The organism is Nocardia sp. NPDC049526, from assembly GCF_044465765.1.
Lineage (GTDB): Bacteria > Actinomycetota > Actinomycetes > Mycobacteriales > Mycobacteriaceae > Nocardia.
This window is the reverse complement of the sequence record NZ_JBITMA010000010.1, coordinates 74,430-98,505: the sequence shown is the minus strand read 5'-3', so window position 1 is coordinate 98,505 and position 24,076 is coordinate 74,430. Positions and strand designations below refer to the sequence as shown.

General features: G+C 66.0%; 25 protein-coding genes. 13 read left to right on the top strand and 12 right to left on the bottom strand.

Features of this window, described 5'->3' with window-relative positions:
- Window positions 1–123: 123 nt before the first annotated feature.
- The 5 genes from ACIBW7_RS29430 to ACIBW7_RS29410 all read left to right on the top strand — a co-directional run bounded on the left by ACIBW7_RS29430 (window position 124) and on the right by ACIBW7_RS29410 (window position 4,996).
- Window positions 124–1,497, top strand: a complete 1,374-nt coding sequence (locus ACIBW7_RS29430; RefSeq protein ID WP_397051878.1) for a styrene monooxygenase/indole monooxygenase family protein — start codon at window positions 124–126, stop codon at window positions 1,495–1,497.
- Between the two features lie 128 nt (window positions 1,498–1,625).
- Complete coding sequence (gene sfnG / locus ACIBW7_RS29425; protein WP_397051876.1) at window positions 1,626–2,741, top strand: dimethylsulfone monooxygenase SfnG; 1,116 nt, start codon at window positions 1,626–1,628, stop codon at window positions 2,739–2,741.
- The gene (locus ACIBW7_RS29420) at window positions 2,741–3,949 is read left to right on the top strand and encodes an SfnB family sulfur acquisition oxidoreductase (RefSeq protein ID WP_397051874.1); all 1,209 of its coding nucleotides are present in this window, start codon (window positions 2,741–2,743) and stop codon (window positions 3,947–3,949) included. The genes sfnG and ACIBW7_RS29420 overlap by 1 nt, the downstream gene beginning before the upstream one ends.
- A gap of 23 nt (window positions 3,950–3,972) precedes the next feature.
- Window positions 3,973–4,482: an NADPH-dependent FMN reductase gene (locus ACIBW7_RS29415; RefSeq protein ID WP_397051870.1), complete on the top strand. Its 510-nt coding sequence runs from the start codon at window positions 3,973–3,975 to the stop codon at window positions 4,480–4,482.
- On the top strand, window positions 4,475–4,996 hold the full coding sequence (locus ACIBW7_RS29410; RefSeq protein ID WP_397051868.1) for a flavin reductase family protein: 522 nt from the start codon (window positions 4,475–4,477) through the stop codon (window positions 4,994–4,996). The genes ACIBW7_RS29415 and ACIBW7_RS29410 overlap by 8 nt, the downstream gene beginning before the upstream one ends.
- A gap of 195 nt (window positions 4,997–5,191) precedes the next feature.
- On the opposite strand, the gene ACIBW7_RS29405 is transcribed toward ACIBW7_RS29410, so the two are convergent.
- The 3 genes from ACIBW7_RS29405 to ACIBW7_RS29395 form a co-directional block, all read right to left on the bottom strand.
- A complete protein-coding gene (locus ACIBW7_RS29405) occupies window positions 5,192–5,635 on the bottom strand; it encodes a DUF3592 domain-containing protein (protein ID WP_397051866.1) in 444 nt (147 codons plus the stop codon).
- A gap of 87 nt (window positions 5,636–5,722) precedes the next feature.
- Window positions 5,723–6,610 (bottom strand): aromatic prenyltransferase, encoded by an 888-nt coding sequence (locus tag ACIBW7_RS29400; RefSeq protein WP_397051864.1) that lies wholly within the window; start codon window positions 6,608–6,610, stop codon window positions 5,723–5,725.
- Window positions 6,611–6,673: 63 nt separating this feature from the next.
- Complete coding sequence (locus tag ACIBW7_RS29395; RefSeq protein ID WP_397051862.1) at window positions 6,674–7,234, bottom strand: hypothetical protein; 561 nt, start codon at window positions 7,232–7,234, stop codon at window positions 6,674–6,676.
- Window positions 7,235–7,420: 186 nt separating this feature from the next.
- Between ACIBW7_RS29395 and ACIBW7_RS29390 the strand changes: the two genes are divergently transcribed.
- On the top strand, window positions 7,421–7,525 hold the full coding sequence (locus ACIBW7_RS29390; protein WP_397052383.1) for a VOC family protein: 105 nt from the start codon (window positions 7,421–7,423) through the stop codon (window positions 7,523–7,525).
- Between the two features lie 158 nt (window positions 7,526–7,683).
- On the opposite strand, the gene ACIBW7_RS29385 is transcribed toward ACIBW7_RS29390, so the two are convergent.
- Together ACIBW7_RS29385 and ACIBW7_RS29380 are read right to left on the bottom strand one after the other, a co-directional pair.
- A complete protein-coding gene (locus ACIBW7_RS29385) occupies window positions 7,684–7,896 on the bottom strand; it encodes a hypothetical protein (protein WP_397051860.1) in 213 nt (70 codons plus the stop codon).
- A 244-nt stretch (window positions 7,897–8,140) separates the two neighbouring features.
- On the bottom strand, window positions 8,141–8,569 hold the full coding sequence (locus ACIBW7_RS29380; protein ID WP_397051859.1) for an organic hydroperoxide resistance protein: 429 nt from the start codon (window positions 8,567–8,569) through the stop codon (window positions 8,141–8,143).
- 104 nt (window positions 8,570–8,673) lie between these two features.
- Here ACIBW7_RS29380 and ACIBW7_RS29375 point away from each other — a divergent pair, with 104 nt between their 5' ends.
- On the top strand, window positions 8,674–9,369 hold the full coding sequence (locus ACIBW7_RS29375; protein ID WP_397051857.1) for a winged helix-turn-helix transcriptional regulator: 696 nt from the start codon (window positions 8,674–8,676) through the stop codon (window positions 9,367–9,369).
- Between the two features lie 120 nt (window positions 9,370–9,489).
- On the opposite strand, the gene ACIBW7_RS29370 is transcribed toward ACIBW7_RS29375, so the two are convergent.
- Genes ACIBW7_RS29370 through ACIBW7_RS29355 form a run of 4 tightly spaced genes read right to left on the bottom strand, consistent with a single transcriptional unit; the run spans window position 9,490 to window position 13,738 of the window.
- On the bottom strand, window positions 9,490–9,747 hold the full coding sequence (locus ACIBW7_RS29370; protein ID WP_397051855.1) for an HPr family phosphocarrier protein: 258 nt from the start codon (window positions 9,745–9,747) through the stop codon (window positions 9,490–9,492).
- 30 nt (window positions 9,748–9,777) lie between these two features.
- A complete protein-coding gene (locus tag ACIBW7_RS29365) occupies window positions 9,778–12,012 on the bottom strand; it encodes a fructose-specific PTS transporter subunit EIIC (RefSeq protein ID WP_397051853.1) in 2,235 nt (744 codons plus the stop codon).
- Window positions 12,013–12,023: 11 nt separating this feature from the next.
- Window positions 12,024–12,974: a 1-phosphofructokinase family hexose kinase gene (locus tag ACIBW7_RS29360; protein ID WP_397051851.1), complete on the bottom strand. Its 951-nt coding sequence runs from the start codon at window positions 12,972–12,974 to the stop codon at window positions 12,024–12,026.
- Window positions 12,971–13,738, bottom strand: a complete 768-nt coding sequence (locus ACIBW7_RS29355) for a DeoR/GlpR family DNA-binding transcription regulator (protein WP_397051849.1) — start codon at window positions 13,736–13,738, stop codon at window positions 12,971–12,973. The genes ACIBW7_RS29360 and ACIBW7_RS29355 overlap by 4 nt, the downstream gene beginning before the upstream one ends.
- A gap of 146 nt (window positions 13,739–13,884) precedes the next feature.
- Between ACIBW7_RS29355 and ACIBW7_RS29350 the strand changes: the two genes are divergently transcribed.
- Together ACIBW7_RS29350 and ACIBW7_RS29345 are read left to right on the top strand one after the other, a co-directional pair.
- Entirely contained in the window at window positions 13,885–15,597 is a 1,713-nt protein-coding gene (locus ACIBW7_RS29350; protein ID WP_397051847.1) for a putative PEP-binding protein, read from the top strand.
- An 80-nt stretch (window positions 15,598–15,677) separates the two neighbouring features.
- On the top strand, window positions 15,678–15,911 hold the full coding sequence (locus ACIBW7_RS29345; RefSeq protein ID WP_397051845.1) for a hypothetical protein: 234 nt from the start codon (window positions 15,678–15,680) through the stop codon (window positions 15,909–15,911).
- Window positions 15,912–15,921: 10 nt separating this feature from the next.
- On the opposite strand, the gene ACIBW7_RS29340 is transcribed toward ACIBW7_RS29345, so the two are convergent.
- The 3 genes from ACIBW7_RS29340 to ACIBW7_RS29330 form a co-directional block, all read right to left on the bottom strand.
- Window positions 15,922–16,464 (bottom strand): DUF779 domain-containing protein, encoded by a 543-nt coding sequence (locus ACIBW7_RS29340; protein ID WP_397051843.1) that lies wholly within the window; start codon window positions 16,462–16,464, stop codon window positions 15,922–15,924.
- Window positions 16,464–17,987: an aldehyde dehydrogenase gene (adh, locus tag ACIBW7_RS29335; RefSeq protein WP_397051841.1), complete on the bottom strand. Its 1,524-nt coding sequence runs from the start codon at window positions 17,985–17,987 to the stop codon at window positions 16,464–16,466. Before adh ends, ACIBW7_RS29340 begins: the two co-directional genes overlap by 1 nt.
- Window positions 17,988–18,077: 90 nt before the next feature.
- Window positions 18,078–19,370 (bottom strand): transcriptional regulator, encoded by a 1,293-nt coding sequence (locus ACIBW7_RS29330; protein ID WP_397051839.1) that lies wholly within the window; start codon window positions 19,368–19,370, stop codon window positions 18,078–18,080.
- 151 nt (window positions 19,371–19,521) lie between these two features.
- Here ACIBW7_RS29330 and ACIBW7_RS29325 point away from each other — a divergent pair, with 151 nt between their 5' ends.
- The 4 genes from ACIBW7_RS29325 (at window position 19,522) to ACIBW7_RS29310 (ending at window position 23,926) form a co-directional block, all read left to right on the top strand.
- Window positions 19,522–20,823, top strand: a complete 1,302-nt coding sequence (locus ACIBW7_RS29325; protein ID WP_397052381.1) for a cytochrome P450 — start codon at window positions 19,522–19,524, stop codon at window positions 20,821–20,823.
- A gap of 211 nt (window positions 20,824–21,034) precedes the next feature.
- On the top strand, window positions 21,035–22,456 hold the full coding sequence (locus ACIBW7_RS29320) for an amidase (protein ID WP_397051837.1): 1,422 nt from the start codon (window positions 21,035–21,037) through the stop codon (window positions 22,454–22,456).
- A 245-nt stretch (window positions 22,457–22,701) separates the two neighbouring features.
- Window positions 22,702–23,157: an SRPBCC family protein gene (locus ACIBW7_RS29315; RefSeq protein ID WP_397051835.1), complete on the top strand. Its 456-nt coding sequence runs from the start codon at window positions 22,702–22,704 to the stop codon at window positions 23,155–23,157.
- 4 nt (window positions 23,158–23,161) lie between these two features.
- Window positions 23,162–23,926, top strand: coding sequence for a maleylpyruvate isomerase family mycothiol-dependent enzyme (locus ACIBW7_RS29310; protein WP_397051833.1), 765 nt, complete (start codon window positions 23,162–23,164; stop codon window positions 23,924–23,926).
- Window positions 23,927–24,076: the final 150 nt, after the last annotated feature.

The following is a 24,076-nucleotide window of genomic DNA, read 5'->3' as shown; positions in this document are numbered from 1 at the left end:
GCTGGATCCTAGAACGGCCACGACCGGCGGCGCGCACCGCGATCGCGAATTCCAGGTCACCCCATTGATTCTCGATGATCGCAACACTGCAATCCTCGCGTTCTTGGACGGACCATGTTTGGCATGACATCGCAGAGTTCCCGCTCCACACGTTCGGCCGCGGTAATCGGCGCCGGTCAAACCGGCGTCACTGCGGCTCTAGGATTACTCGACGCCGGATTCGACGTCACGCTCTACAGCGACCGCGATCAGCGATCGTTGCGCGACGACGTACCGGCAACCGGTACCGCACTCGAATTCGGGGAGACCCAACAAGCCGAAACCGCACTCGGTCTGGATACCTACACCGGCCGCGCACCCCGGCACACCGGGCTCAGCGTCCGCATCGCAGGACCCGAGCGCGAGGAATTGATCCAATTCGACGGTCATTTCGACGGATATGTCGGGGTTGCGGTCGATACCCGTTTGAAGGCCGACGAACGGCTGACCACATTCCTGGAACGCGGTGGACGTTTCGTCGTCGAGCAGGTAACGCCCGACAAACTCGACGCCATTGCCGCGGCCGCCGATCTCACGCTGGTCGCCACCGGCCGCGGCGGCCTGTCCGACCTGTTCGCGATCGACCAGGCGCGCACCCCCTATGACGCTCCGCAGCGGTCGCTGCTCACCGTCACCGTAACCGGAATCGGCCACGACGAAAGTGTTTTCGCGCACCGCAGCCGGGCCGGCGGCGCGCACAGCGGCTTCTCCATCTTCGCCGAACAGGGCGAGGGCTGGTGGGGGCCGTACCTGCACAAGGACGCCGGCCCGAGCTGGGCGTTCCTCGGCTGGGCGCGGCCGGGCAGCGAATGGGAAAGCCGGTTCGCCGCAGCCGATTCGGCCGAATCGGCCCATCGGATCGTGCAGGACCTGTACCGCGATTTCATTGATTGGGATCTGCCCGAGGTGCTCGAAACCCGGGTGATCGCCGAGGATCCGCATTCCTGGCTCAAGGGTGCGGTCCGGCCGGTGGTCCGGTCCGGTGTCGGGCACACCGCCGGTGGCCATGTGGTGGCCTCGCTCGGTGACACCTCGGCTGCCTATGACCCGATCGCGGGGCAGGGGGCGCAGAGCGGGCTGATCCAGGCGCAGCGACTGGTCGCGGTGGCCGCCGTGCACGAGGGTCCGTTCGACGAGGACTGGGTCAGCGCGCAGTACGCGGCATTCCTGGCCGCGCGCGGTGATGCGGCGAATAAGGTAACCCGATTGTTCCTCGGTGATCCGGAATTGGCGGATATCGGCAATCAGCTCTTCGCCGCCGCCGCGGTCGATCCGCGCTTCGCGAGTGCGCTCGTCGGGCTGCTGCACCGCCCGCAGCCGTTCCTCGGTGTCGATTCGCTCGACGCGGCCGCCGAATTCATCACCGAGGTCACCGGCGAGGATGCGGCGGCACTGCTCGGACGGTTCACTCCGGCCGGCCAGTTCAGTCGATCCGGTTACCGCCTCGCCAACGTCTGATCGCTACACCCAAACAATCGCACAGATTCAAACCCTCCTGCCGGTGGGCTTGCGGTGCTGGAGTGGAAGGGGCGCATAGTGCGCCCCTTCCTGGCGATAGACGGTTCCCCGACACCAATGGAGTAAGTATGACCACAGAGCACATCGCCGATCAGATCCGGTTCGCCTACTGGGTGCCGAATGTCAGCGGGGGGCTGGTCACCAGTGATATCGAACAGCGCACCAGTTGGGACTTCGAATACAACAAGAAGTTGGCGCAAACCGCGGAGAACAACGGTTTCGATTACGCGCTGTCCCAGGTCCGCTACACCGCCTCCTACGGTGCGGAATACCAGCACGAGTCGACTTCGTTCAGCCTCGCGCTGCTCGGTGCCACCGAGCGGCTGAAGGTTATCGCCGCGATCCATCCCGGACTCTGGCATCCGGCCGTGCTGGCCAAATTCGGCGCCACCGCCGATCACCTCTCCAATGGCCGCTTCGCCATCAACGTCGTATCCGGTTGGTTTGCAGGGGAATTCACCGCACTCGGCGAGCCGTGGCTCGAGCACGACGAACGGTACCGGCGCAGCGCCGAATTCCTCGAGGTGATCCGCAAGATCTGGACAGAGGATGATGTCAACTACGGCGGCGATTTTTACCGTATCCGTGATTTCACGCTGAAGCCCAAGCCGCTGAACACCCCCGAGCGTCCGAACCCCGAACTGTTCCAGGGTGGGAACTCGACGGCGGCGCGCCGCAATGGCGGTCGCTACGCCGACTGGTACTTCTCCAACGGCAAGGATTTCGACGGCGTCACCGAACAATTGGATGAGCTGCGCGCCATCGCCCGGGCGAAGCAGCGTGAGGTCAAATTCGGCCTCAACGGCTTCATCATTGCCCGCGACACCGAGAAGGAAGCCCACGATACCCTGCGCGAAATTATCGAGAAGGCGAATAAGCCTGCGGTGGAAGGCTTCCGGGACGCGGTCCAACAGGCCGGTGCGTCCACGAAGGACCGCAAGGGGATGTGGGCGGATTCCACATTCGAAGATCTCGTGCAGTACAACGACGGATTCCGCACCAAACTGATCGGCACGCCCGAACAGGTTGCCGAGCGCATCGTCGCCTACAAGGAACTCGGCGTCGACCTGATTCTGGCCGGTTTTCTGCACTTCCAGGAGGAGGTCGAATACTTCGGCGCAAAGGTGCTGCCGCTGGTTCGCGAACTGGAGGCCGCACGCACACCGGCCGCTGTGGGGCACTGATGACCGCCGTCGTCGCCGACCGGATCGAATCCGCCGAACATGCGTATTCTGTTGCGGCACAGCTTGCTTCGGAGTTCGCCGTCGGCGCGGCGGCGCGTGATCTCGGCCGCGAGCTGCCCTTCGCCGAGGTGGATCGACTCGCGGCCAGTGGGTTGCTCGCGATCACCGTGCCTGCGGCATTCGGGGGCGCGGATTTGCCGCCGAGTGCCGTGGCGGAGGTGGTGCGGATTCTGGCGGCCGCCGACCCGAATATCGCGCAGATTCCACACAGCCACTTCGTGTACCTGAATCTGTTGCGGTTGGCGGGGGCTGCCGATCAGCAGGCGCGTTACTTCGGGCAGGTGCTGGCGGGTGCTCGGATTGCCAATGCGCAGTCCGAGCGCGGCACTGCGACAGTCGCCGATATCGCGACGACGGTGCGGCCGGTGGGCGATCGCTTCCGCATCGATGGCGTCAAGTTCTACTGTACGGGTTCGCTTTTCGCGGATCTGCTCGCGGTGCTCACCCGGCTCGATGATCCGGAAGGACTCAGCGGACTGCCGGTGGGGGAGTACATCGCATATCTGCCAGCCGATACCCCCGGCGTACGAATCATCGACGACTGGAACGGCATCGGCCAGCGCACCACCGGAAGCGGGACCATCGAATTCGGCGAGGTCATCGTCGAACCGGATCAATTGATCGCCCGCTCGGCGGCGGTGCACGCGCCCACCGGATACGGTGCGTTCGCGCAACTGCTGCACGCCGCTATCGACACCGGCATCGCCCGCGGTGCACTCAGTGCGGCAACGGAATTCGTGCGCACCTCGAGTCGGCCGTGGTTCGAAGCCGGTGTCGGCAGGGCTATTGATGATCCGCTGCTGATTCAGCGTTTCGGCGAGCTGTCGATAGCGGTGACGTCCGCCGAGGCCACGCTCACCGCCGCCGGTGTGGCCGTCGACACCGCGGTCCGTGACGCCGAATCCGCCGCTCCCGCATCGCTTGCCGTGGCCGGCGCCAAGGTGCTCGCCGATCGGGCGGCCAACGAGGTCTCGGCCGCATTGTTCGAGGTCGGCGGAACACGCAGTGCCGCAGCGGATCTGAACCTGCACCACTTCTGGCGCAATGCCCGCACCCACACGTTGCACGACCCGGTCCGGTGGAAATATCAGCACATCGGCCGGGCGTTACTGCACGACACCGCGCCACCGTTGCACGGCGTGATCTGATCGAGCGAGAAGAGGATACGGAAGTGACAGTTACGGTCGTCGTCGGGAATCCGAAGCCAGCCTCTCGTACCCTGACCGCGGCGACGCTGGTCGCCGCGGGGTTGCGTCCGGACGTGGAACCGGAGGTGATCGATCTGGTCTCCTTCGGCCCGAGCCTGCTGTCCTGGGGTGATCCCGAGGTCGCGGCCGCCGCTCGCACAGTGGCGAATTCGGAGCTGGTGGTCTTCGCCAGTCCCACCTTCAAGGCCACCTACACCGGTCTGTTGAAGCTGTTCCTCGAACAGTTCGAGGGCGGCACCGGACTGACCGATGTGGTGACGGTCCCGCTCATGCTCGGCGCGGGCCCGGCACACGCACTCGCCCCGGATCTGCTGCTCAAGCCGGTGCTGGTCGAGCTCGGCGCGACGGCGGCGCTGCCCGGCCTCTACCTGTCGGACAGCACATTTTCCGAAGACGGCGCCATCGCGCGCTACACCGAACGCTGGCGCCCGGTCGCCGCGGCTCTCGCCTCGAAAGCGGCCGATCATGCATGAGCTCTTCGAATTTCCGTCCGACGGCTCCGGCCTACGTCGTGTCTTCGCCAGCTTTCCCAGTGGTGTCGTCGCGGTATGCGCCGAAATCGAAGGTACACCACACGGTTTGGCGGTGAGCACCTTCGTTCCGGTCTCGCTGGACCCGCCGCTGGTGTCGTTCTGCGTGCAGAACAGCTCGGCGACCTGGCCGAAGCTGGATACCGCCACGCACCTCGGCCTGAGCCTGCTCGGCACCGATCAGGAGCCCGCGGCGCGGGCACTGAGCAACCGCAACGGTAACCGCTTCCACAATGTGGATGTGCACCGCGGCGCGGCCGACGCGATCTTCATCGATGGTGCGACGGCGTGGATCGAGGGCGCGGTCGAAGCCCGCATCCCCGCGGGCGACCATACGGTTGTCATCCTGCGTATCAACCGCCTCGCCGCCCGCGCCGATGCCGAACCACTGATCTTCCACGGCAGCAAGTTCCGCAGCCTGCACCCGCACCGCGAGATCAGCGAGATCGCCAGCTGACGGCTGCGAACTGTAGTTCCTGAGGTTCGCCGGCAATACCGCCAGGTATCCGGCGATCATCCCGATCGCGGCACCGTCCCCAAATGAATCTGTCTCTTCGTGAATCGGTTACCGCGCTTGCTCCCACCGAGCGCGGGACCGTAGTCGAACCTGGTTAACAGAGCAACACGCACTGTCGTCTGGTGAATTTCGGGCCTACAAGTTGCCCATCGGGACGTAGCCCATCACGCCGACACAGAAACAGATGATCACCGCGATGAAGACCAGCAAGGCGACCAAGCCTGCCACATTCGACACGTGGCCGGGCTCCTCCGCGGTGGCGAACACCTTGCTGTCCTCGGTGTAGTACACAGTCACGACGTCGCCCTCGAGCCTGGTGGCCGGTCCGCCCCGCTCCTCGAAGCGGACCACCCGGCCGTCGCGGGTGGTGAACTCGTAGACATGGTGCACTGTCGTGTGCACGCTCGTGTTCCCCTGGCCGCCACTGGTTTTCGTGAACACATTCAGACAGCGCGCGTTCGCTGTAAGCCCGCTGTGCCATGCGCGCTGCAGTCCGACCGTGCGGCGGACCGCCGCAAACGCCCAGAACAGCATCATTGCGATGATCAGGCTGGGCACGATGTAGAAGAGCAGTTCCATTGCAGTCCCCCCGGACGTGGTGACCGACGCCCGCGCGTGCGGTCTATGTGGTTATCGGGCCGACCGGTCCTCCCGCAACAGATTCCGTCAGGTCGGGCGGGGTTCCGTTCCGCCTGGGAAGGTGGCGACGCGGACGCCCGCGTATTCGGCCTGGACTTTGTAGTAGCGGTTGGTCGGGCCGTAGGCGGCGTAGAAGACGAAGCCGCGGTTCTCGGGGTCGGCGAAGGGTGCTTCGGCGACGAAACGGGCCAGGACAGGGTCGAGATGGGTTGGGAAGCTCGATGGTTCGCAGCGCACCGGGAAGCAGATGCGCTCCATGTGCGATGAGGTCCAGGAGAAGGTGCGGTAGAGGTTGAAGGTACGGGCGAGCAGGGCCAGTTCGGTGTCGGTCGGCGCGGTGAAGTCGAGTTCGGCCAGGATCCCGGTGATATCCGCCGGCGCGAGATGGCCGGGCTCGAAGACGTTCGAGTAGAGGTTCATCGTGTGGGCGTCGAAATCTACAGCGAGAATCCCGATTCGGCCGCCATATCGGGATAAGTGGTCGGCGTGCGCACGTGCCGACTCCGGAATTCCGGCGAAGCCGAGAACCCGCTCCACGCTGAGCAATTCGGGAAAGACCAACCAGATCTTCTGCACCCCACCGGCCAGTGCGAGATCGACACCCGAATTGACCGGCACCTCGGCCGCGATCTCGGCCAGCAACTGCTCCATCGGATGTCCGGTGTAGGTGAGAAGTCCTGCGCCACATAGCTTCTCGATGAGCTCGGTCGGCTCGCCCGGGTACATCACCCGGGCGTTGACCTCGCGCTCGCGCACCGGATGCGTGGTGGTGCGCACGCCGACGACGGAGTTGGTCCACAGGTCAGCGAGTGTTTCCAGTACCGGATCCGCGATCGCGGGGTCGTAGCGAACCTCGGCCACGCGCGCATACTCTTGCAGATCCTTCCGGAGTTGATCGAGTGTCCTTGCGCTCACGACGTTCATCGTCCCGGAAACGTCCGCCTGATCGCAGCGCTTCGCATGATCTCGCGGCCGGATTCATGGAGTGGGCAGCCTGTCCCATTGCATGCGCGGGTCTTCATTGGGGAAGTCGTTGCGGATGGTGACATAGGACGTGCCTGCGGCGTAGGGAACGCTCAGTTTGCGGTCATCGAACTGGGCCTTGTAGATCTCGGTACCGGTGTGGTCCGGAAAGAGGACGTATTCGACGGTGAAGTTTTGTTTGTAATTCTGTTGATCGCAGATGTTCAGAAAGGCCAAACCCCAACCGCCCGCAGCGTTTTCGATGCAACGATGCTGCCCTTTCGGGTTCACCTCGTAGGTGCTGAAGGCGACGGTGTCCGGCCCGCTGGTGGCGCGCAACCACCACTGGCGTCGATCGTTGGGATCGCACGGGGCGAACCGGGCGGTGCCGGTGATTCCGTTGGCAGGGTCGTCCTGCGTCGTCGCGCACATGCCGATACCTCGGTTGTACATCAGGTAGTAGGCGAACTCGGCATGGGCTGACCCGGCCGCGCCGACCAGGCTGGTCACCGCGGAGGCGGCCAAGGTCACGGCGGCCGTGCGGATCGCGGAAATGGTTGTGCTCGAACGTTTCATGTGTGTCTCCTTGATCAGTGCGTCGCCAGTGGCGGCAGCGAGAATCCTTACCCTCGGCCGTTTCACGACGATTTCAATGGCGTCTCACCGGAGCGTGCCGATCACCGTCCCCGACGTGTGCCCGCTATTGCGGTAGGTTCCGCCGGTGGTTTCGAACTGGAAACCCGGTAATCGACACCAGAGCGTCTGGAAGCGTTGGGAGCCACCCGCGTTCGTGAAATCGAGAACGGACCCGCCGGTCAGTGGTGGATCATGCATGCCCCTGAAGGCAACGAATTCTGCGCCGCATAGGGACGCATGCCAGCCGGAACGGTCAGGTGCCCCTGGCTCGACCGGGAACGGCGCCCGAGCAACCGGATGCCGTCGAGGATGAGGTCGATGCCGTCGAGGAACTGGGCGCGATCGTCATGGTCGCGCAGCTGTCCCGCGACATTGCGGGTGAAGGGTACTCATCGTGGATCGAGTTTCGCCCGCGCGGCCGACACTGTGGTGCGGAAATCGGCCCGGTTCGTGCCGTGTTCCAGGGTGCGGGCGTTCGCTGCATTGAGGCCGCCGACGCCGGGGATGTAGTTCAGCAGCGCTGACGCCGAGGTGAACTCGGCGGTTTCGGGAACGCCGAGTGCTTGAACATGCCGTCCGATGAGTTCGAAGATCCGCAGCATCGCCGGCTGCGACGGAGTGCGGGACAGCTGCGTGCCGACCCACGGGTGGCGTCGATCGCGTCGAAGACGGCGAGCGCGACCGCTCCGGTGGGACCGTGTCCCGGGCGTCACCCCCGCCGATGCCGCGCAACTTCTCCCGCTCTATCTCGACAGCACCCCCCCGCACGGCCTCATCGACATGTTCACCGGCTCCGAGCCGGGTGACAACCAGTCACAGCGATGAAGCCGCGCGCCGGGGCGGGTGTCACAGCCGGGTGCCGTTGACTACCAGTGCTACGTCGATGTTGTTGCGGGTGGCGTTGGAGTATGGGCAGACCTGGTGGGCCGTCTTGGCAAGTTCGGTTGCCTGATCGTCGGTGAGCGACGGCAGCGAGATCTGTAGTTCGACGCCGAGCTTGAAGCGGCCGCCGTCGATCGGGATCAGGGAGACCGATGAGTCGATCTCCGCGTCGTTGGCCTCGAGGTTTCCGCGCTGTCCGAGTAGGGCGAGCGTCGTGCCGAAGCAGGCGGCGTAGCCGATTGCGAAGAGTTGTTCGGGGTTGCTTCCCTCGCCGTTCCCGCCCAGCTCTTTGGGCTGTCGCAGGTCTAGATCGAGTCGTCCGTCGGATGTACGTCCTCGGCCGTTTCTTCCCCCGGTGACGTGCGCCTCCGCCGTGTAGAGCGCCTCGGTCATCATGAACTCCCTTCAGTGGCTACTAATATATGAACTTGGCACTTTCAAAATAGGAAGTCAATGGGTAGTTCAAAATCGGGAAGCGTGGAGTCTAGAGTGAGGAAGTGGACCAGCGAAGTTACAACCAGTACTGCGCGACCGCGCGCACCCTCGACCTCGTCGGCGAGCGCTGGACGCTGCTGTTGATCCGCGAACTACTGACCGGGCCCAAGCGGTTCGGCGACCTCCAGGCCAGTCTGCGCGGCCTCGGCACTGGACTGCTGGCTGCTCGTCTGAAACACCTGGAACGGGAGGGGCTCGCGCGCAAGGTCATGCTCCCGCCGCCCGCCCGTACCCCCGCGTACGCCCTCACCGAGGCCGGCGAGGAACTCGGAGCGCCGATTCTGGGACTGGCCCGATGGGGCCTGAAGTGGGCGATGGGCGAACGTCGCGAGTCCGAGACGTTCCATCCGGGGTGGGCGGTGCTCGGCCTACGGGCCTGCTTCGATGCCGAGGTCGCCGCCGGTCTGCGCGCGGTGTACGAGTTCCGGATCGACGACGAGGTCTTCCACGCCCGGATCGACGACGGGACAATCGAGGCTCTGCACGGACCTGCCCAGCACCCTGACGCGACCATCACGATCAGCGAGAATGCGTTCCTGGACGTGACCAGTCAGGGGCTGAGCTTCGCCGATGCGATCGAGAGCGGTGCCGCGTCGGCGTCGGGTGACAGCGAGGCGCTGCGCAGGCTGAAGGGACTCTTCCGATTGCCGCCCTCGCGTTCGCGCGAGGCGGACCTGCCCCGTCCCGATCACGCGTAATTGCGCTGTTCGAGCTGTCGCATATCCGATGACCTCGCTTCGACCACGTCGCGGTGGAGGCGGAGGTTCGCGAAGCAGCAAATGGGACAAGGGAATCGGTGTGAACAGAGGCTGGCCCGCTCAGGCGTCGAGGTCGGTGGCTACGAGTTTGGCTACGAGCTCGAGGGCGTTGGGGTCGTCGCTGGTGACGACTACGTCGGTGCCGTGGGCGGCACCGAGGGTCATGATCATCAGCGCTGAGCCTGCGTCTACGGGCTCGCCGCCGACCAGGGCCAGGGTGACTTCGGCGCCGGAGTCGGTGACGGTTTCGGCGATGATGTTGGCGGGGCGGGCGTGCAGGCCGATGGTGGAGGCGACAGTGACAGTCGTGCTGGCCATGGGGGGATTCTCCTTGGGTGAGAGGGGATTTCAGGCAGTGGCGAGGGCGGGGGTGCGTGGCTTGATGAATTCCTTGGCGGCGGTGACGCAGAGGGCGCCGACGGCGGTGCCCGCGACGAGGGCGGCGAGGAACCAGACGATGTGGCCGACGGCGAAGAAGACGAAGATGCCACCGTGCGGTGCGCTCAGGGTGGTTCCGGTGGCCATGATCAGCGCACCGGTGACCGCGCCACCGGCCATCATCGACGGGATCACGCGCAGCGGGTCGGCGGCGGCGAAGGGGATCGCACCTTCGGAGATGAAGGTGGCGCCGAGAAGCCATGCGGCCTTGCCGTTTTCGCGTTCGGCCGTGGTGAACAGGCGGGGGCGCAGGGCAGTGGTCAATGCCATGGCCAGCGGCGGGACCATGCCCGCGGCCATGACGGCGGCCATGATGCGCAGCGAGGCGGGATCGGTGACCGACAGTCCGGCAACGGCGAAGGAATACGCGGCCTTGTTGACCGGGCCGCCGAGGTCGAAGCACATCATCAGGCCGAGGATGGCGCCGAGGGCCAGGGCGGAGGTGCCGGTGAGGCTGTTGAGCCAGTTGGTGAGCCCGCTGGTGATCGCGGCGAGCGGTTTGCCGAGGAAGATGAACATCAACGCGCCGACTATCAGTGATGCGAACAGTGGGATGACCACGACCGGCATGAGTCCGCGCGCCCAATGCGGGGCAGGCAGTTTCGCCACCCAGAGTGCGGCGAATCCGGCGATCAGACCACCGACGAGGCCGCCGAGGAATCCGGCACCGACGAATACCGCCACGGCACCGGCGGTGAATCCTGGTGCGAGACCTGGCCGGTCGGCGATGGCGAAGGCGATATATCCGGCGAGGGCCGGTACCAGGAAGCTGAATGCGAGCGAACCCAGTTGGAACAGCACCGCGCCGAGGTAGGTCGGTAGGCCGCCGTCGGGCAGTGCGGTCAGCGAGTTGTCGAGCACGATCTTCTTGGCGTGGTCGGCGATTTCGTAGCCGCCGAACAGGAATCCGAGCGCGATCAGCAGGCCGCCCGCGGCGACGAACGGGATCATATAGCTGACGCCGGTGAGCAGGATCTGGCGCAGCCGAGTACCCCAGCCGAGCGCTGCTGGTGCCGAATCGCCTTCGGGGCGTGCGGATCCGGCGACCGTTGCCGCTGTGGGGTCGAGGGCGGCGCGTAGTGCGTCGGCGACCATCGTGTCGGGCTCGTTGATCGCGCGCTTGACTCCGGACTCGATAACCGGCTTGCCCGCGAACCGTTCCCGGCCGCGCACTCCGACATCGGTGGCGAAGATGACCGCGCTTGCGGCGGCGATGGTTTCGGCGCTGAGCGGAGTGCTGCCGCTGGAACCCTGGGTCTCGACGTGCACCGTGACGCCAGCGCGATCACCAGCGGCGACGAGCGAGTCGGCGGCCATGTAGGTGTGGGCGATGCCCGTCGGACAAGCGGTAACGGCGACGAGCGTTCGCCCGGCGACCGCGGTTGTCTCCTCAGCCGAAACGCTGTCGGGCACAGGGGTTGTCGCGCTGTGTGGTGCTCCGGTCGCCGACAAAGTAGTTGCGCTTGGCGCGGTAGTGCCGTTCGAAGCCGCTTCCGGCGCGGGAGTGCTGTTCAAAATTGCCTGCGATGCGGGCATGCCGATTGCAGCGGATTCAGGTGTGAGCGCACCGTCTGAACCCGGTCCTTGCGCGGAAGCCGTCCGGGACGCTCGCGCCCCGTTCGGTGCGGCTCCGGCATTCGCAACAGCCTCGGGCGCAGGCGTTCTGGGTGTCATGGCAGGCTTCTGCGCGAGCACTTCCGTAACCAGCGCAACCACCTCATCTGCACTCGCAGCTCCCCGCAACGACCCCACGAACTCCGGCCGAACAAGCGCCCGAGCCAAACTCGACAGCAACTTCATATGTTCCGCACCAGCACCTTCGGGCGCCGCAATAAGGAACACAAGATCCGCGGGCCCATCAGCAGCACCGAAATCCACCGCAGGCTCCAACCGGGCGAACCCGAGCGACGCACTGGTCACCGCTGCATTCCGGCAATGCGGAATCGCAATCCCACCGGGAAGCCCTGTCGCGGACTGTGATTCGCGCGCCAGCGCCGCATCACGCAATGCCTCGGCGGAGGTAGCCCGCCCATTGTCGGTGAGCCGCTGGGCGAGTGTCGCGATCACCGTCTCCTTGGCGGTGCCGAGGTCGGTATCGAGGCTGATCAGCTCGGTGGTGATGATCGAATCAGGGGAGTGGGCCATCGCAGTGTCCTTCAGCGACTGTGCAGGGATTCCAACGTCGTGACGGCCACGGCGCGGGGGTCGGTGTGGTGTGGTCCGGGCAGCCCGGTCCCCGGCAGCGCGGCGGCGGCGCTGCCGTAGGCGACGGCGCGGCGCAGCCGATCCGGCGCGTCCAGCCCGTCGAGATCGGCGAGCAGGTATCCGGCCAGCGCGGAATCGCCTGCTCCCACGGTGCTGCGCGGGGTAATGGCCGGCGCGGCGGCATGCCACGCACCGTCCGCGGTGACCAGCACGGCTCCGGCGGCGCCGAGCGTCGCGAGTACGGCATCGACGCCGCGAGCCACCAGTGTGCTCGCCGCACGCGCCGCGGCCACGGGATCCTCCAGCTCGGTGGGGTCGCCGTGGGTGAGCTGGGCCAGTTCCTCGGCATTCGGCTTGAGTAGTTGCGGCGCAGCCGATTCCAGTTCGGCGGCCAGTGCGAGCAGGGGAGCGTCGGAGGTATCGACCGCGATCCGGACGCCGCGCAGCCGGTGCAGCAGATACGCGTACCAATCCGTCGGGACGGCGGGTGGCAGGGATCCGGACAGCACCACCCAGCTCGCCTTATCGGCGAGTCCCTCGAGCTTATTCGTCAGCGCGGCAAGGCATTCGGCGGACAGCGACGATCCGGGTTCATTGATCTTCGTGGTGGTTCCATCGCGTTCGGCTACGGTGAGATTGGTACGCGCCGGGGTGGCGCACGCCACCGCCCGGTGTTCGATATCGGCATCGGTGAGCATGCGCAGCAACGGATCCCCGGCATTGCCGGGCAGCACCGCAATGGTCTCGCACCCGGCGGCGGCGATCACGCGGGAAACGTTGACTCCCTTGCCGCCCGGTTGCGACAGCACCGTCTCGGCACGGAGTACGGCACCGCGCCGCAACGGCTCCGGCAAGCTGACGGTGCGGTCGATGCTGGGATTCGCGGTGAGCGTGACGATCATGCCGTCACCACCTCGATGCCGTACTCGGTGAGTTCGTTGTGTACCGAAGGCAGCAGTCCGGTATCGGTGACGAGCACGTCGAATTCCTCGACCGAACCGAAGCTGAGCAGATCCTCGCGCCCGACCTTGGTGGCATCGGCGACCACCACTACCCGGTGGGCGCTGGCGATCATGGCGCGCTTCACAGCTGCCTCGTCGGGATCGGGGGTGGACAGCCCGTGCCCGATGGTCAGTGCATTGGTGCCGATGAACGCCACATCGACCCGCAGCTCACCGAGCACCCGCAAGGCCTCCGCACCGACCGCGGCCTGCGTGACACCCCGCACCCGACCGCCGATCAGATGCAGCCGCACCCCGGCGAATCCGCTGAGCCGAGCCGCGATGGGCACCGAGTTCGTCACGGCGACCAGTTCCCGGTCGGCGGGCAGGGCAGCGGCCACCCGCGCGGTGGTGGTCCCGGCATCGAACAGCACGCTGCCGCCGGTCGGTGGCAGATAGTCGAGGGCCGCCTTGGCGATGCGGTCCTTCTCGGTGGCGTGCGTGTGCTCGCGCTCGGTGGTGCCGAGTTCGATCGCGGTGAGCGCCGCCGCGGGCACCGCACCTCCGTGCACCCGGCGGATCAACCCCATCCGATCGAGGACCGCCAAATCTCGGCGCACGGTTTCGGTGGTGACCCCGTACTGCTCGGACAGATCGGCGACCGATACGCGCCCGCGTTGCCCGACCAGGGCGGCGATGGCCTGCTGGCGCTCCTCTGCGTACATCCGATCCTCCGATTGGCAATGTGTGTTTATGTTGTTTTATGCCCGTCTATGTTGCTTTGTCAAGAGATTTGAGTAGTCTGGATCACATCGAGCCGAGCTGAGTAATCGGTCGCACTCACTCGACATCGGCGTGGAGGAGGAATCGAATGTCCGGATCACCGCAGGCCATGGGCACCGCGAAGGTAGCGCGTAGCGCCATGACATTGCGTGGCACCCCGGCGGTGCCCGGAATCGCCGCCGCACCAACCGTGCGTCCGGCCCCGCGGATTCGCGTGGACCTTCGTGCCGAACCGGTCGCCGAGTCCGATCGGGCATCGCAATACGAAGCCTTCCTTGCCGCGACATCGGTGGTTGCACGGCGCTTGCGCGAGCGCGCCACCCGCGCGAGTGGTGCGGCCGCGGAGGTGCTCGTCGCGAATGCCGCGATGGCGGCCGATCGTGGCTGGCTCGGCGCCGCCGAGAAATTGATCGCCGCGGGTAGTCCCGCCGCCGTCGCGGCGACCGCGGCCACCGATCAGTTCGCCGAGGTGTTCACCGAACTCGGTGGGCTGATGGCCGAACGCGTCACCGACCTTCGCGATGTCTGCGACCGGGTGGTCGCCGAGCTGGCCGGTGTGCCCGAACCGGGCATTCCCACGCCCGCCCGCCCATCGATCCTGCTCGCCGATGACCTGGCCCCGGCCGATACCGCTGGACTGGATCCGAAACTCATTGTCGGCCTTGCCACTTCGCGTGGCGGTCCGACCAGCCACACCGCGATAATCGCCCGCCAGCTCGGTATCCCGTGCGTCGTCGCGATCGCTGGACTCGACGATGTGCCCGCCGGAGTCGACGTGCTGATCGACGGCGCGGCCGGACAGGTCGCCATCGGCCCGAACCCGGAAACCGCCGCGCGCGCGGTGGCCGAATACCGCACGCAGGAATCGCGCACGGCGGGCTGGACCGGTCCGGGCGCGACCGCCGACGGGCACCGGGTCGAGATTCTCGCCAACGTCCAGGACGCGGCCGGAGCCCGCGCGACAAGCTCACAACCGGCCGAGGGCATCGGCCTGTTCCGCACCGAATTATGTTTCCTGGACCGCGAATCCGAGCCGAGCATCACCGAACAGGCGGGCATCTATCGCGAGGTCTTCGATGCCTACGCCGGGTCGAAAGTGGTCATCCGCACCCTCGATGCCGGTTCGGATAAGCCACTGCGTTTCGCCGACCACGCCGAAGAAGCGAATCCGGCGCTCGGCGTGCGCGGCATCCGCATCGCCGCCCACGACAGCGGAATCCTGGACCGTCAACTCGACGCGATCGCCCAGGCCGCCACCGACCGCACACCCATACCGTGGGTCATGGCACCGATGATTTCCACTGCGGCCGAAGCGAAATCGTTCGCCGCCAAGGTGCGAGCGCGTGGACTCGTTCCAGGCGTCATGATCGAGGTCCCCGCGGCCGCCCTCCTGGCCGAGGCCATTCTGGAGCACGTCGACTTCCTCTCGATCGGCACCAACGACCTCGCTCAATACACCATGGCCGCCGATCGCATGTCCGCCGACCTCGCCGCACTCACCGACCCCTGGCAACCCGCCGTCCTGGCACTGGTCGCCCGCACCGCGGCCGCCGGCGCGACTGCGCACAAGCCCGTCGGCGTCTGCGGTGAAGCCGCCGCCGACCCGCTACTTGCCTGCGTCCTAACCGGATTCGGCATCAGTTCGCTCTCCGCCGCCGGTGTCGCGGTAGCCGCCGTAGGTGCCGCGCTCTCCGCCGTCACCTTCGAAGACTGCCGCCGCGCCGCAGCCGCCGTCCTGTCGACCTCGGATCCGGACAGCGCCCGCACCGCCGCCCGCGCCGCTCTGCACCCGGCCGGATGACCGACGATTGCGTTTGCTGATGTGCGACTTCGTGATCCAGCAAACTCGAGCGAAACAGTCGGCGGTGTTGCGGCGATCTGGTGAATATGGCCACCGACACCATGAATCTCGCCGAGCGACGTCAAGCGATCCGCCGACTCGTTGCGGTCTGCCACGTAGTCAACAAGCTGGTAGAGCTAGCGGAGACGGAATCATCCCAACCGTTGATCGCGCAGGCGCACACCACGCGCAGGGTGCTCCAGGATCTGGTGCTCGACCTGGTGGCGCTCGAGCCGCGATCCGGAGCTGAGCCGGAAACGGCAGGGCCGCAGTAAAAGTTAGCTGTCAAGCCGACGGCCGCGCTCCGCTACCGGGAACCGGGCAGGCATCGGCTGCCTCGGCGACTACCTGTGGGTCGCTCGACCCCGCAGGACGGTCCCCTCGCTCCCAGCCCGCGCCCGTCACCGGTTCGATCGCAGCCAGAACCGCGAGCTCGTGCTCATCGAAAACCCGTCCGCGACTGAGGAACCGGAATCCTTCCGGCGATTCCAGGCTGAACCCCGAACCGCGACCCGGCACGACATCGAGAACGAGCTGGGTGTGCCGCCAGGCCGCGAACTGCGGCCCCGAGATCCACACCGGCGCAATATCGTCCGGCTCCGGCGCAGTGGCCGGCAACTCGTCTACCCGCAATCGCAGATCCAGCAATCCGAGCAGCACATCGTGATCGCCGACTATGAATTCGCCTGCGGGATAACACATCGGGGCAGATCCGTCGCAGCAACCACCGGACTGGTGCAGCATCAACGGGCCGTGCAGCCCGCGGAGGCGACGGAGCAGATCCATCGCCGCCGCGGTGGCGCGCACGCGCCGGGGGACTGCGGCCATCAGAAGAAGCCTTGTGCCTTCGATGCGTAGCCGACCAGCAGGTTCTTCGTCTGCTGATAGTGGTCGAGCATCATGCGGTGGTTCTCGCGGCCGATGCCGGACTGCTTGTAGCCGCCGAAGGCCGCGTGCGCCGGGTACTGGTGGTAGGTGTTGGTCCACACCCGACCGGCCTGGATATCGCGTCCGGCCCGGTAGGCCACCGAACCGTCGCGCGACCAGACCCCTGCGCCGAGTCCGTACAGGGTGTCGTTGGCGATCTTGATGGCTTCGTCGTAGTCCGCGAACGAGGTCACCGAAACAACAGGTCCGAAGATCTCCTCCTGGAAGATCCGCATCGAATTGCTGCCCGCGAAAACCGTTGGCTGCACATAGTATCCGCCGGACAGGTCGCCGCCGAGGTCGGCGCGCTCGCCACCGGTCAGCAATGTCGCGCCCTCGCCCTTGCCGATTTCGAGGTAGGACAGGATCTTTTCGAGCTGATCATTGCTGGCCTGCGCGCCGATCATGGTCTCGGTATCGAGCGGATCGCCCTGCCGCACCGCCTTGGTGCGCACCACGGCCGCGGCCAGGAATTCGTCGTAGATATCGGCCTGGATGAGCGCGCGGGACGGGCAGGTGCAGACCTCACCCTGGTTCAGCGCGAACATGGTGAAGCCCTCGAGTGCCTTGTCCTGGAAGTCGTCATTGGCCGCGAGGACATCACTGAAGAAGATATTCGGGCTCTTACCACCGAGTTCCAGCGTGACCGGGATCAGGTTCTGGGATGCGTATTGCATGATCAGGCGACCTGTGGTGGTCTCACCGGTGAAGGCGATCTTCTTGATCCGCGGGCTGGAGGCCAGCGGTTTACCCGCCTCGACGCCGAAACCGTTGACAATGTTGACCACACCGGGCGGCAGCAGATCACCGATGAGGCCGATCAGGAACATGATCGAGGCCGGGGTCTGCTCGGCGGGCTTGAGCACGACCGCATTACCGGCGGCGAGCGCGGGCGCGAGCTTCCAGGTGGCCATCAGGATCGGGAAGTTCCACGGAATGATCTGGCCGACCACGCCGAGCGGCTCGTGGAAGTGGTAGGCGACGGTGTCGGCGTCGATCTGCGACAGCGAACCCTCTTGTGCGCGAATGGCACCGGCGAAGTAACGGAAGTGGTCGATGGCCAGCGGGATATCGGCGGCCAGGGTTTCCCGGATCGGCTTGCCGTTGTCCCAGGCCTCCGCGAGGGCGAGAGCGTCGAGGTTCGCTTCGATGCGGTCGGCGATCTTGTTGAGGACGAGGGCGCGCTCGGCGACCGAGGTCTTGCCCCAGGCGGGTGCGGCGGCGTGTGCGGCGTCGAGAGCGAGTTCGATGTCTTCGGCGGTGCCGCGCGCGACCTCGCAGAACGTCTGACCCGTTACGGGAGTTGGGTTTTCGAAGTACTGCCCCTTGACGGGCGCGACCCACTCGCCGCCGATCCAGTTGTCGTATCGGGTCTGGAACGACATGGCGGCGCCGGGTGTGCCTGGGCGGGCGAAGACGGTCATCGAATGCTCCTCGATCTGCTGACTTTTCACGTCAGGTGTGATCCGGAACACTAGAAGCGCCCATGTTGCACGACAGTTGCAAGAGACTGGTCAGATGCCCAATTTGCGATCGAGTAGTCGCAATTGTGTCTTTACCTGGGCATACAGCGAGGACTGACGGTCCAGCGAGGAGAGGTAGGCGGTCCACGCCGCAACGTCCTCGCGTCCGTCGGCCGAACCGGTCCAGCGGGCGAGCAGGCGGCGATCACCGGCCGTCAACAGGGCCGCGCGCAGCCGTCCGCGCAATTCGACGCGCAATTCAGCGATGCCCGGTGCGAGCGAGCGGGGCAGGATCGGGCCGGGATAGGCGCGCAACGCCGCCGACGTATCGCCGTGCGCGAGTGCGCGCCGAACCTCGTCGACATCGGTATCCAGATCCATCAGCAGCCGATACGGACGGGAGCCGAGACCATTGGCGCCCAACATCTTTCGTACCCGCGACATCTCTGCGCGTACGGTAACCGGATCCAGCTCGGATTCGTCGAGCAGCATGGCGAGGTGGTCGGCGCTCAGTCCCTCCGGGTAATTGGCCAGCAGCAAAAGGATTTCGGCATGGCGCTGCGATAGGCGGATGCGCTCACCGTCGCGGATCAGGGTCGGCCGGGCCGGGCCGAGCACCTCGAGGCGTGCCGTCGTCGACGCGAGTGGTTTCGGCGCGTCGAGCATGAGCAGCCGCAGTTCGGATTCCGCGGCCGATACCGTCGCGCGGATCAACGACAACACCTCCGGCGCCGCCACGCGGGGTCCGCCGGTGATATCGATGGCGCCGATGATCCGGCCGCTGCGCGGATCATGTACGGGCGCAGCGGAACAACTCCATTCGTGCACCACGCGGCTGAAGTGTTCGGCCCCGAAGATCTGCACATGGTGATCGAGGGCGAGTGCGGTGCCGGGTGCATTGGTGCCGACCCGGTCCTCACTCCAGTCCGCACCCTCGACGAAATTCATGGCCAGCGCTCGGTCCTTGACCTTCGAATCGCCCTCCACCCACAGCAATCGGCCCTCGGCATCGCTGATCGCGACGAGCAGGCCGGCCTCGGCGGCGTCCTCGACCAGCAGTTTGCGCACGACCGGTCGGATCAGCGCGGTCGGATGCGTGGCTCGATACCGTTGCAGCTCGAGACCATCGAGGTCGACGCCGGCGCCGAAGCGGTCCGGATCGACGCCGTTGCTGCGGCTGCGCCGCCAGGAATCCAGCACCACCGGGCGCACCGGATCGATCGGCGGCTGCTCGTCGCCTTCGATGAAGCAGCGATGCGCACAGGACACCTGTCGCGCCAATTGCGCGAGGTCGTCCTCCGGCCGAACGGCCACCCAGGGGTTGCCGTGCGCTGCTGTGCTCAATCGGTGTCCTTCGTGTCGCCCCTACCTACTGTAATGCCGGTCACATGTCGTATGGCCAACGGTGGGGCGCTCGGTACGCGCCGACCGGGCAGCCGACGTAGGCTGACTCTGCTCTGCGCAGGCGGCACGGATGCGCCTGCGGTCGCGCACCATGCTCATCGCTTCTGCACAACGACTGGAGTCACGTCTCTTGACCACGCCAGAGTCGGCAACCACCACGACCCGCCCGTTCCCGGTCGCGCACGGATCGCCGATCGATACCGACGGCCCCCGAATCTCGTTATTCTCAGCGGAATTCGCGGCGAACCCGCATGACGCATACCGCGAAATGCGCGCGAGATACGGTTCGCTGGTGCCGGTGGAGTTGGCTCCCGGTGTACCCGCGACCCTGGTGATCGGCTACTACACCGCACTGCAGATCCTCAATGATCCGGACCATTTTCCGGCCGATTCGCGAACCTGGCAGCGGGGCGTGCCCGATGACTGCCCGGTGCGGCCGATGCTCGAATGGCGTCCGGCGGCAATTCGCTCCACCGGTCTCGAGCACACCCGCTACCGGGAGGCGACCATCGCCGGCCTCGGTGTAGTCGACCTGTTCGCTTTGCATTCCACCGTGGAGCAGATCGCCATTCCGCTGATCAATACCTTCTGTCAGGACGGTACGGCGGATCTGGTCGGGCAGTACGCATTGCCGCTGGCTTTCGCGGTGATCAACGCGATGCTCGGTTGCCCGCAGGAGATCGGCCAGCGTGCCGCGACTGGTATGGCGGCCATGATGGAGGGTGCGGATGCGGCCGTCGAGGGCGGCAAAATTGTCGCCGATGCCATGTTCGAACTGGTCTGTCTCAAGCGCGACCAACCGGCCGACGATATCGTCTCCGGCCTGCTCGCCCATCCGGCAAACCTCGACGACGCCGAGATGATCCACCAGGTCCTCAGCCTGTACGGCGCCGGAATGGAACCGACGCAGAATCTGATCGTCAATACGCTGCGACTGATGCTGACCGACGACCGGTTCGGTGGTGGCATTCTCGGCGGCACCCTATCCACGCGCGACGCGTTGGACGAGGTGCTGTTCACCGATCCACCACTATCGAACTACTGCATCACCTTCCCGAAGCAGCCGGTCCTGATCGAGGGCTCGTGGCTACCCGCGCACCAGCCGGTCGTCGTCAGCATGACCGGCTGCAATAACGATCCCGCGATCACCACCGGCGCGTACACCGACAACAGCTCCCACCTGGCGTGGAGTGTCGGTCCGCATGCCTGCCCCGCCCGCTCGATCGCGACCCTGATCGCACAGGACGCGATCGATCAACTGCTGGACGCCTTACCGGAAATGAAGCTGGCCATTCCCGTCGAAGAATTGGAATGGCGACCGGGGCCGTTCCACCGCGCGGTGGTTGCCCTCCCCGTCGCATTCCCCAAATCCCCTCCGCTGCAAGTCTTCTGACGCACTCTGGGGTGTCGTGGCCGCGCGGTGGAGCGAGAACCCAACGCCGGGCTGCGACGGACTAGCGGAATCGCCTTCGGGCACGGAGACGGGGAGGTCGATACTCCTGATTCGGAGAGACCGGGCGCGTACAATTTCTCTAGCTGGACGAATGTCCATTGGGCAGGGTTTGTCGCGCCCGGACCCGTGATTCGCAGCTGTGGGCGGTGTTATGGCCGATCGAATACACGCATTCTCCGATGATGTGCTGGCCGACCACGATGCCGTCGCGTTGGCGGCCATGGTCCGCTCGGGGGCGGTGAGTCCGAAGGAATTGGCGCGCGCGGCGATCGACCGCGTCGCGCTGGTGGAGCCGCAGCTCAACGCCATCGCGTACTCGAGTCTCGACCGGCCGCGATACGCCTCGGGGCGTGCCGGTGCCTGGTACGGCGTTCCGACGTTCGTCAAGGACAACGCCGATGTCGCGGGCATGCCGACCAACCAGGGCAGCGCCGCATTCGTGGCCCGTCCGGCCGCTCGCGACGACGCCTATACCGCGCAGTTCCTCAGCACGGGGGTGACGGTACTCGGCAAGTCGCGGATGCCCGAGTTCGGTCTGAACCCGACGACCGAATTCCAAGCCGCCGAGCCGACCAGGAATCCGTGGAATCCGGAGTATTCGGTCGGGGGATCCTCCGGCGGTTCGGCCGCCATGGTCGCGGCCGGTGTCGTGCCGGTCGCCCATGGCAATGACGGCGGAGGATCGTTGCGGATCCCCGCCGCCTGCGCCGGACTCGTCGCACTGAAGCAGAGCCGGTATCGGCACCTGGACAATGTCCTGGACAAGCATCTGCCGATAAAGCTGATCTCCGAGGGCGTGTTGACCAGGACGGTGCGCGATACCGCCGCGTATACCGCCGCCGCCGAACGCTATTGGCGGAATCCGGATCTCGTGCCGATCGGCGAAGTACAGGGCCCGGCCGACCGCCGCCTGCGTATCGGATTGCTGACCACCGCCGGAACCGGCGCCGAACCCGACGCGGAAACACGCGGCGCGGTCGAATTCGCGGCCGAACTGCTCGAACGCTTCGGACATCACGTCGAGCCGATGGCCGTCCCCTTCCCGCCGCGCCTGGCCGACGACTTCCTGTTGTACTGGGCGTTCCTTGCCGATATGTCGGCCATCGGCGGCAAGATCCTGCACGGCAGGTCATTCGATCGCCATGCGCTCGACGATCTCACGCGCGGTCTGGGCCGCTATCACCGCGAGCGCATCCTCCGCACTCCGGCCGCGCTCTACCGGCTGCGCCGGGCGTATCGGATCTATGCCGAGATATTCACGCGGTACGAGCTCGTCCTTTCGCCGGTGGTCACCCACGTGGTGCCGCAGCTGGGTTATCTCGATCCGAAGGTGCCATCCGAAGAGCTGATCGAGCGGCTGCGGACATATGTGGGCTACACCCCGATCGGCAATGTGACCGGGGCGCCCGCCCTATCGCTGCCGATGCGCATCGGGTCCAGCGGTGTCCCGATCGGCGTCATGTGCAGCGCGGCCTACGGCGACGAGCGCACGTTACTGGAAATCGGGTACCTGCTGGAAGCGGAGAACCCGTTCCCGCGGATCGACGCGGAGCCCACGACGCCGCAGATCTGATTCCGGCGATCAGTCCCCAGTTCCGCGGCCGCCTGCTCTCCCAGAACCTGCGAATGTTGTTGTGCCGCACGCAGATACTGCTCCGCGTAGGTTCTGGTAGCGGAAGGGTCCCGCGATGAGCCTCGGCAACTGCCGCTGATGTCCGTCGGCGAAGGGGATCACCGGCGCCGTCGGGTGCCGGTCCGGTGATGGGACAGCTGGCATACCACTTGGCGAGAGTCGGGCTCGGATGCTTCGATCATGGTATGACCGACGACAGCGAGGTGCCACGCATTGTTTCCGCCAGCCGGGAGATCGCGGCCGGTGCGGATGAAATCTTCGAATTGATTGCCGATCCCGCGCAACAGCCGCGGTGGGACGGCAACGACAACCTGGCCGAAGCCCCGGCGGGCCAACGCGTCAAGGAGGTCGGCGATATCTTCGCCATGACCACCACCAGGGGCCATATCCGCGAGAACCACATCGTGGAATTCGAAGAGGGTCGCCGGATCGCCTGGCTGCCTGCGGAACCGGCGAGCGAACCACCCGGCCACCTGTGGCGCTGGGAGCTCGAGCCGGTGGACGCGGCGCACACTCGGGTCACGCATACCTACGACTGGTCGCGATTGACCGACGAGAACCGGCTCCCACGCGCCCGTGCCACCACGTCCGACAAACTCCAAGCCTCTATCGACCGACTCGCGGCCATCGCCGAAGGGTAGGCGTTTGCTGAACTTCGCCCGGCTCTGTGCCGAAATCCCAAGGCAGACCGGCACGCTCGCAGCGCTCGTCGAAATTGCCGATCCGACGCTTCCGGTGCCGGACTGCCCGGGATGGAATCTCGGACAGTTGTTACGGCACGTCGGTGGCTACCACCGCTGGATGGAGACGATCGTGCGCACCCGCGCTGCGGAGCCGGTCTCGGACGCACAGTTCAACGACCTGTCCGACCATCCGAGCGCGGTCGTGCCATGGCTTGCCGAAGGTGCGACCCGGCTGGCCGAAACCCTGTCGGCCGCCGGGCCCGAGACGAAGGTCTGGACGCCGGGACCCGGTGGTACGACGGTCTTCTGGGCGCGGCGCGCAGTGCACGAGGCGGTCGTGCACGGTTGGGACGCCGCGGCGGCGAAGGCAGAACTCGACGTGCCCGAAGACGTGGTGGCAGACGGCTTCGAAGAGTGGCTGGAGGTCGCCGCCTCGCCCGAAGCCTATGAACCGCAAGACGGTCGGCCCGGTTTGCTGAGGGCGGATCGGCTGCTGTCATTTCATACGCCGAACCACAGTTGGGTTGTCGATCTGACCGGCCCGGTCCCCACTTGGCGCCGCGCCGACGAAGCAGCATCCGTGATCGTCCGCGGTACCGTCGCCGATCTGCTGCGGTTCGTCTACCACCGCCCAGCACTCGGCACGCTCGAAATCAGCGGCGACCGCGCCCTGCTCGACCTGTGGCGCGAGCGAACCGGATTCTGGCTCACCGAGGACGGATCGTGACACAGTTCGCCAACGGGTAGCCCCTGGAGTGCGCTGCGCGAATAGTTTCGGCGGTCCGGACATTCGGTGACCAGGATCGCCTGCACCGCAGGCAAATGCGGCGGCATCTTACCGAGCGCGCGCGGAATCGTCGCGACGGGAATATGCTCG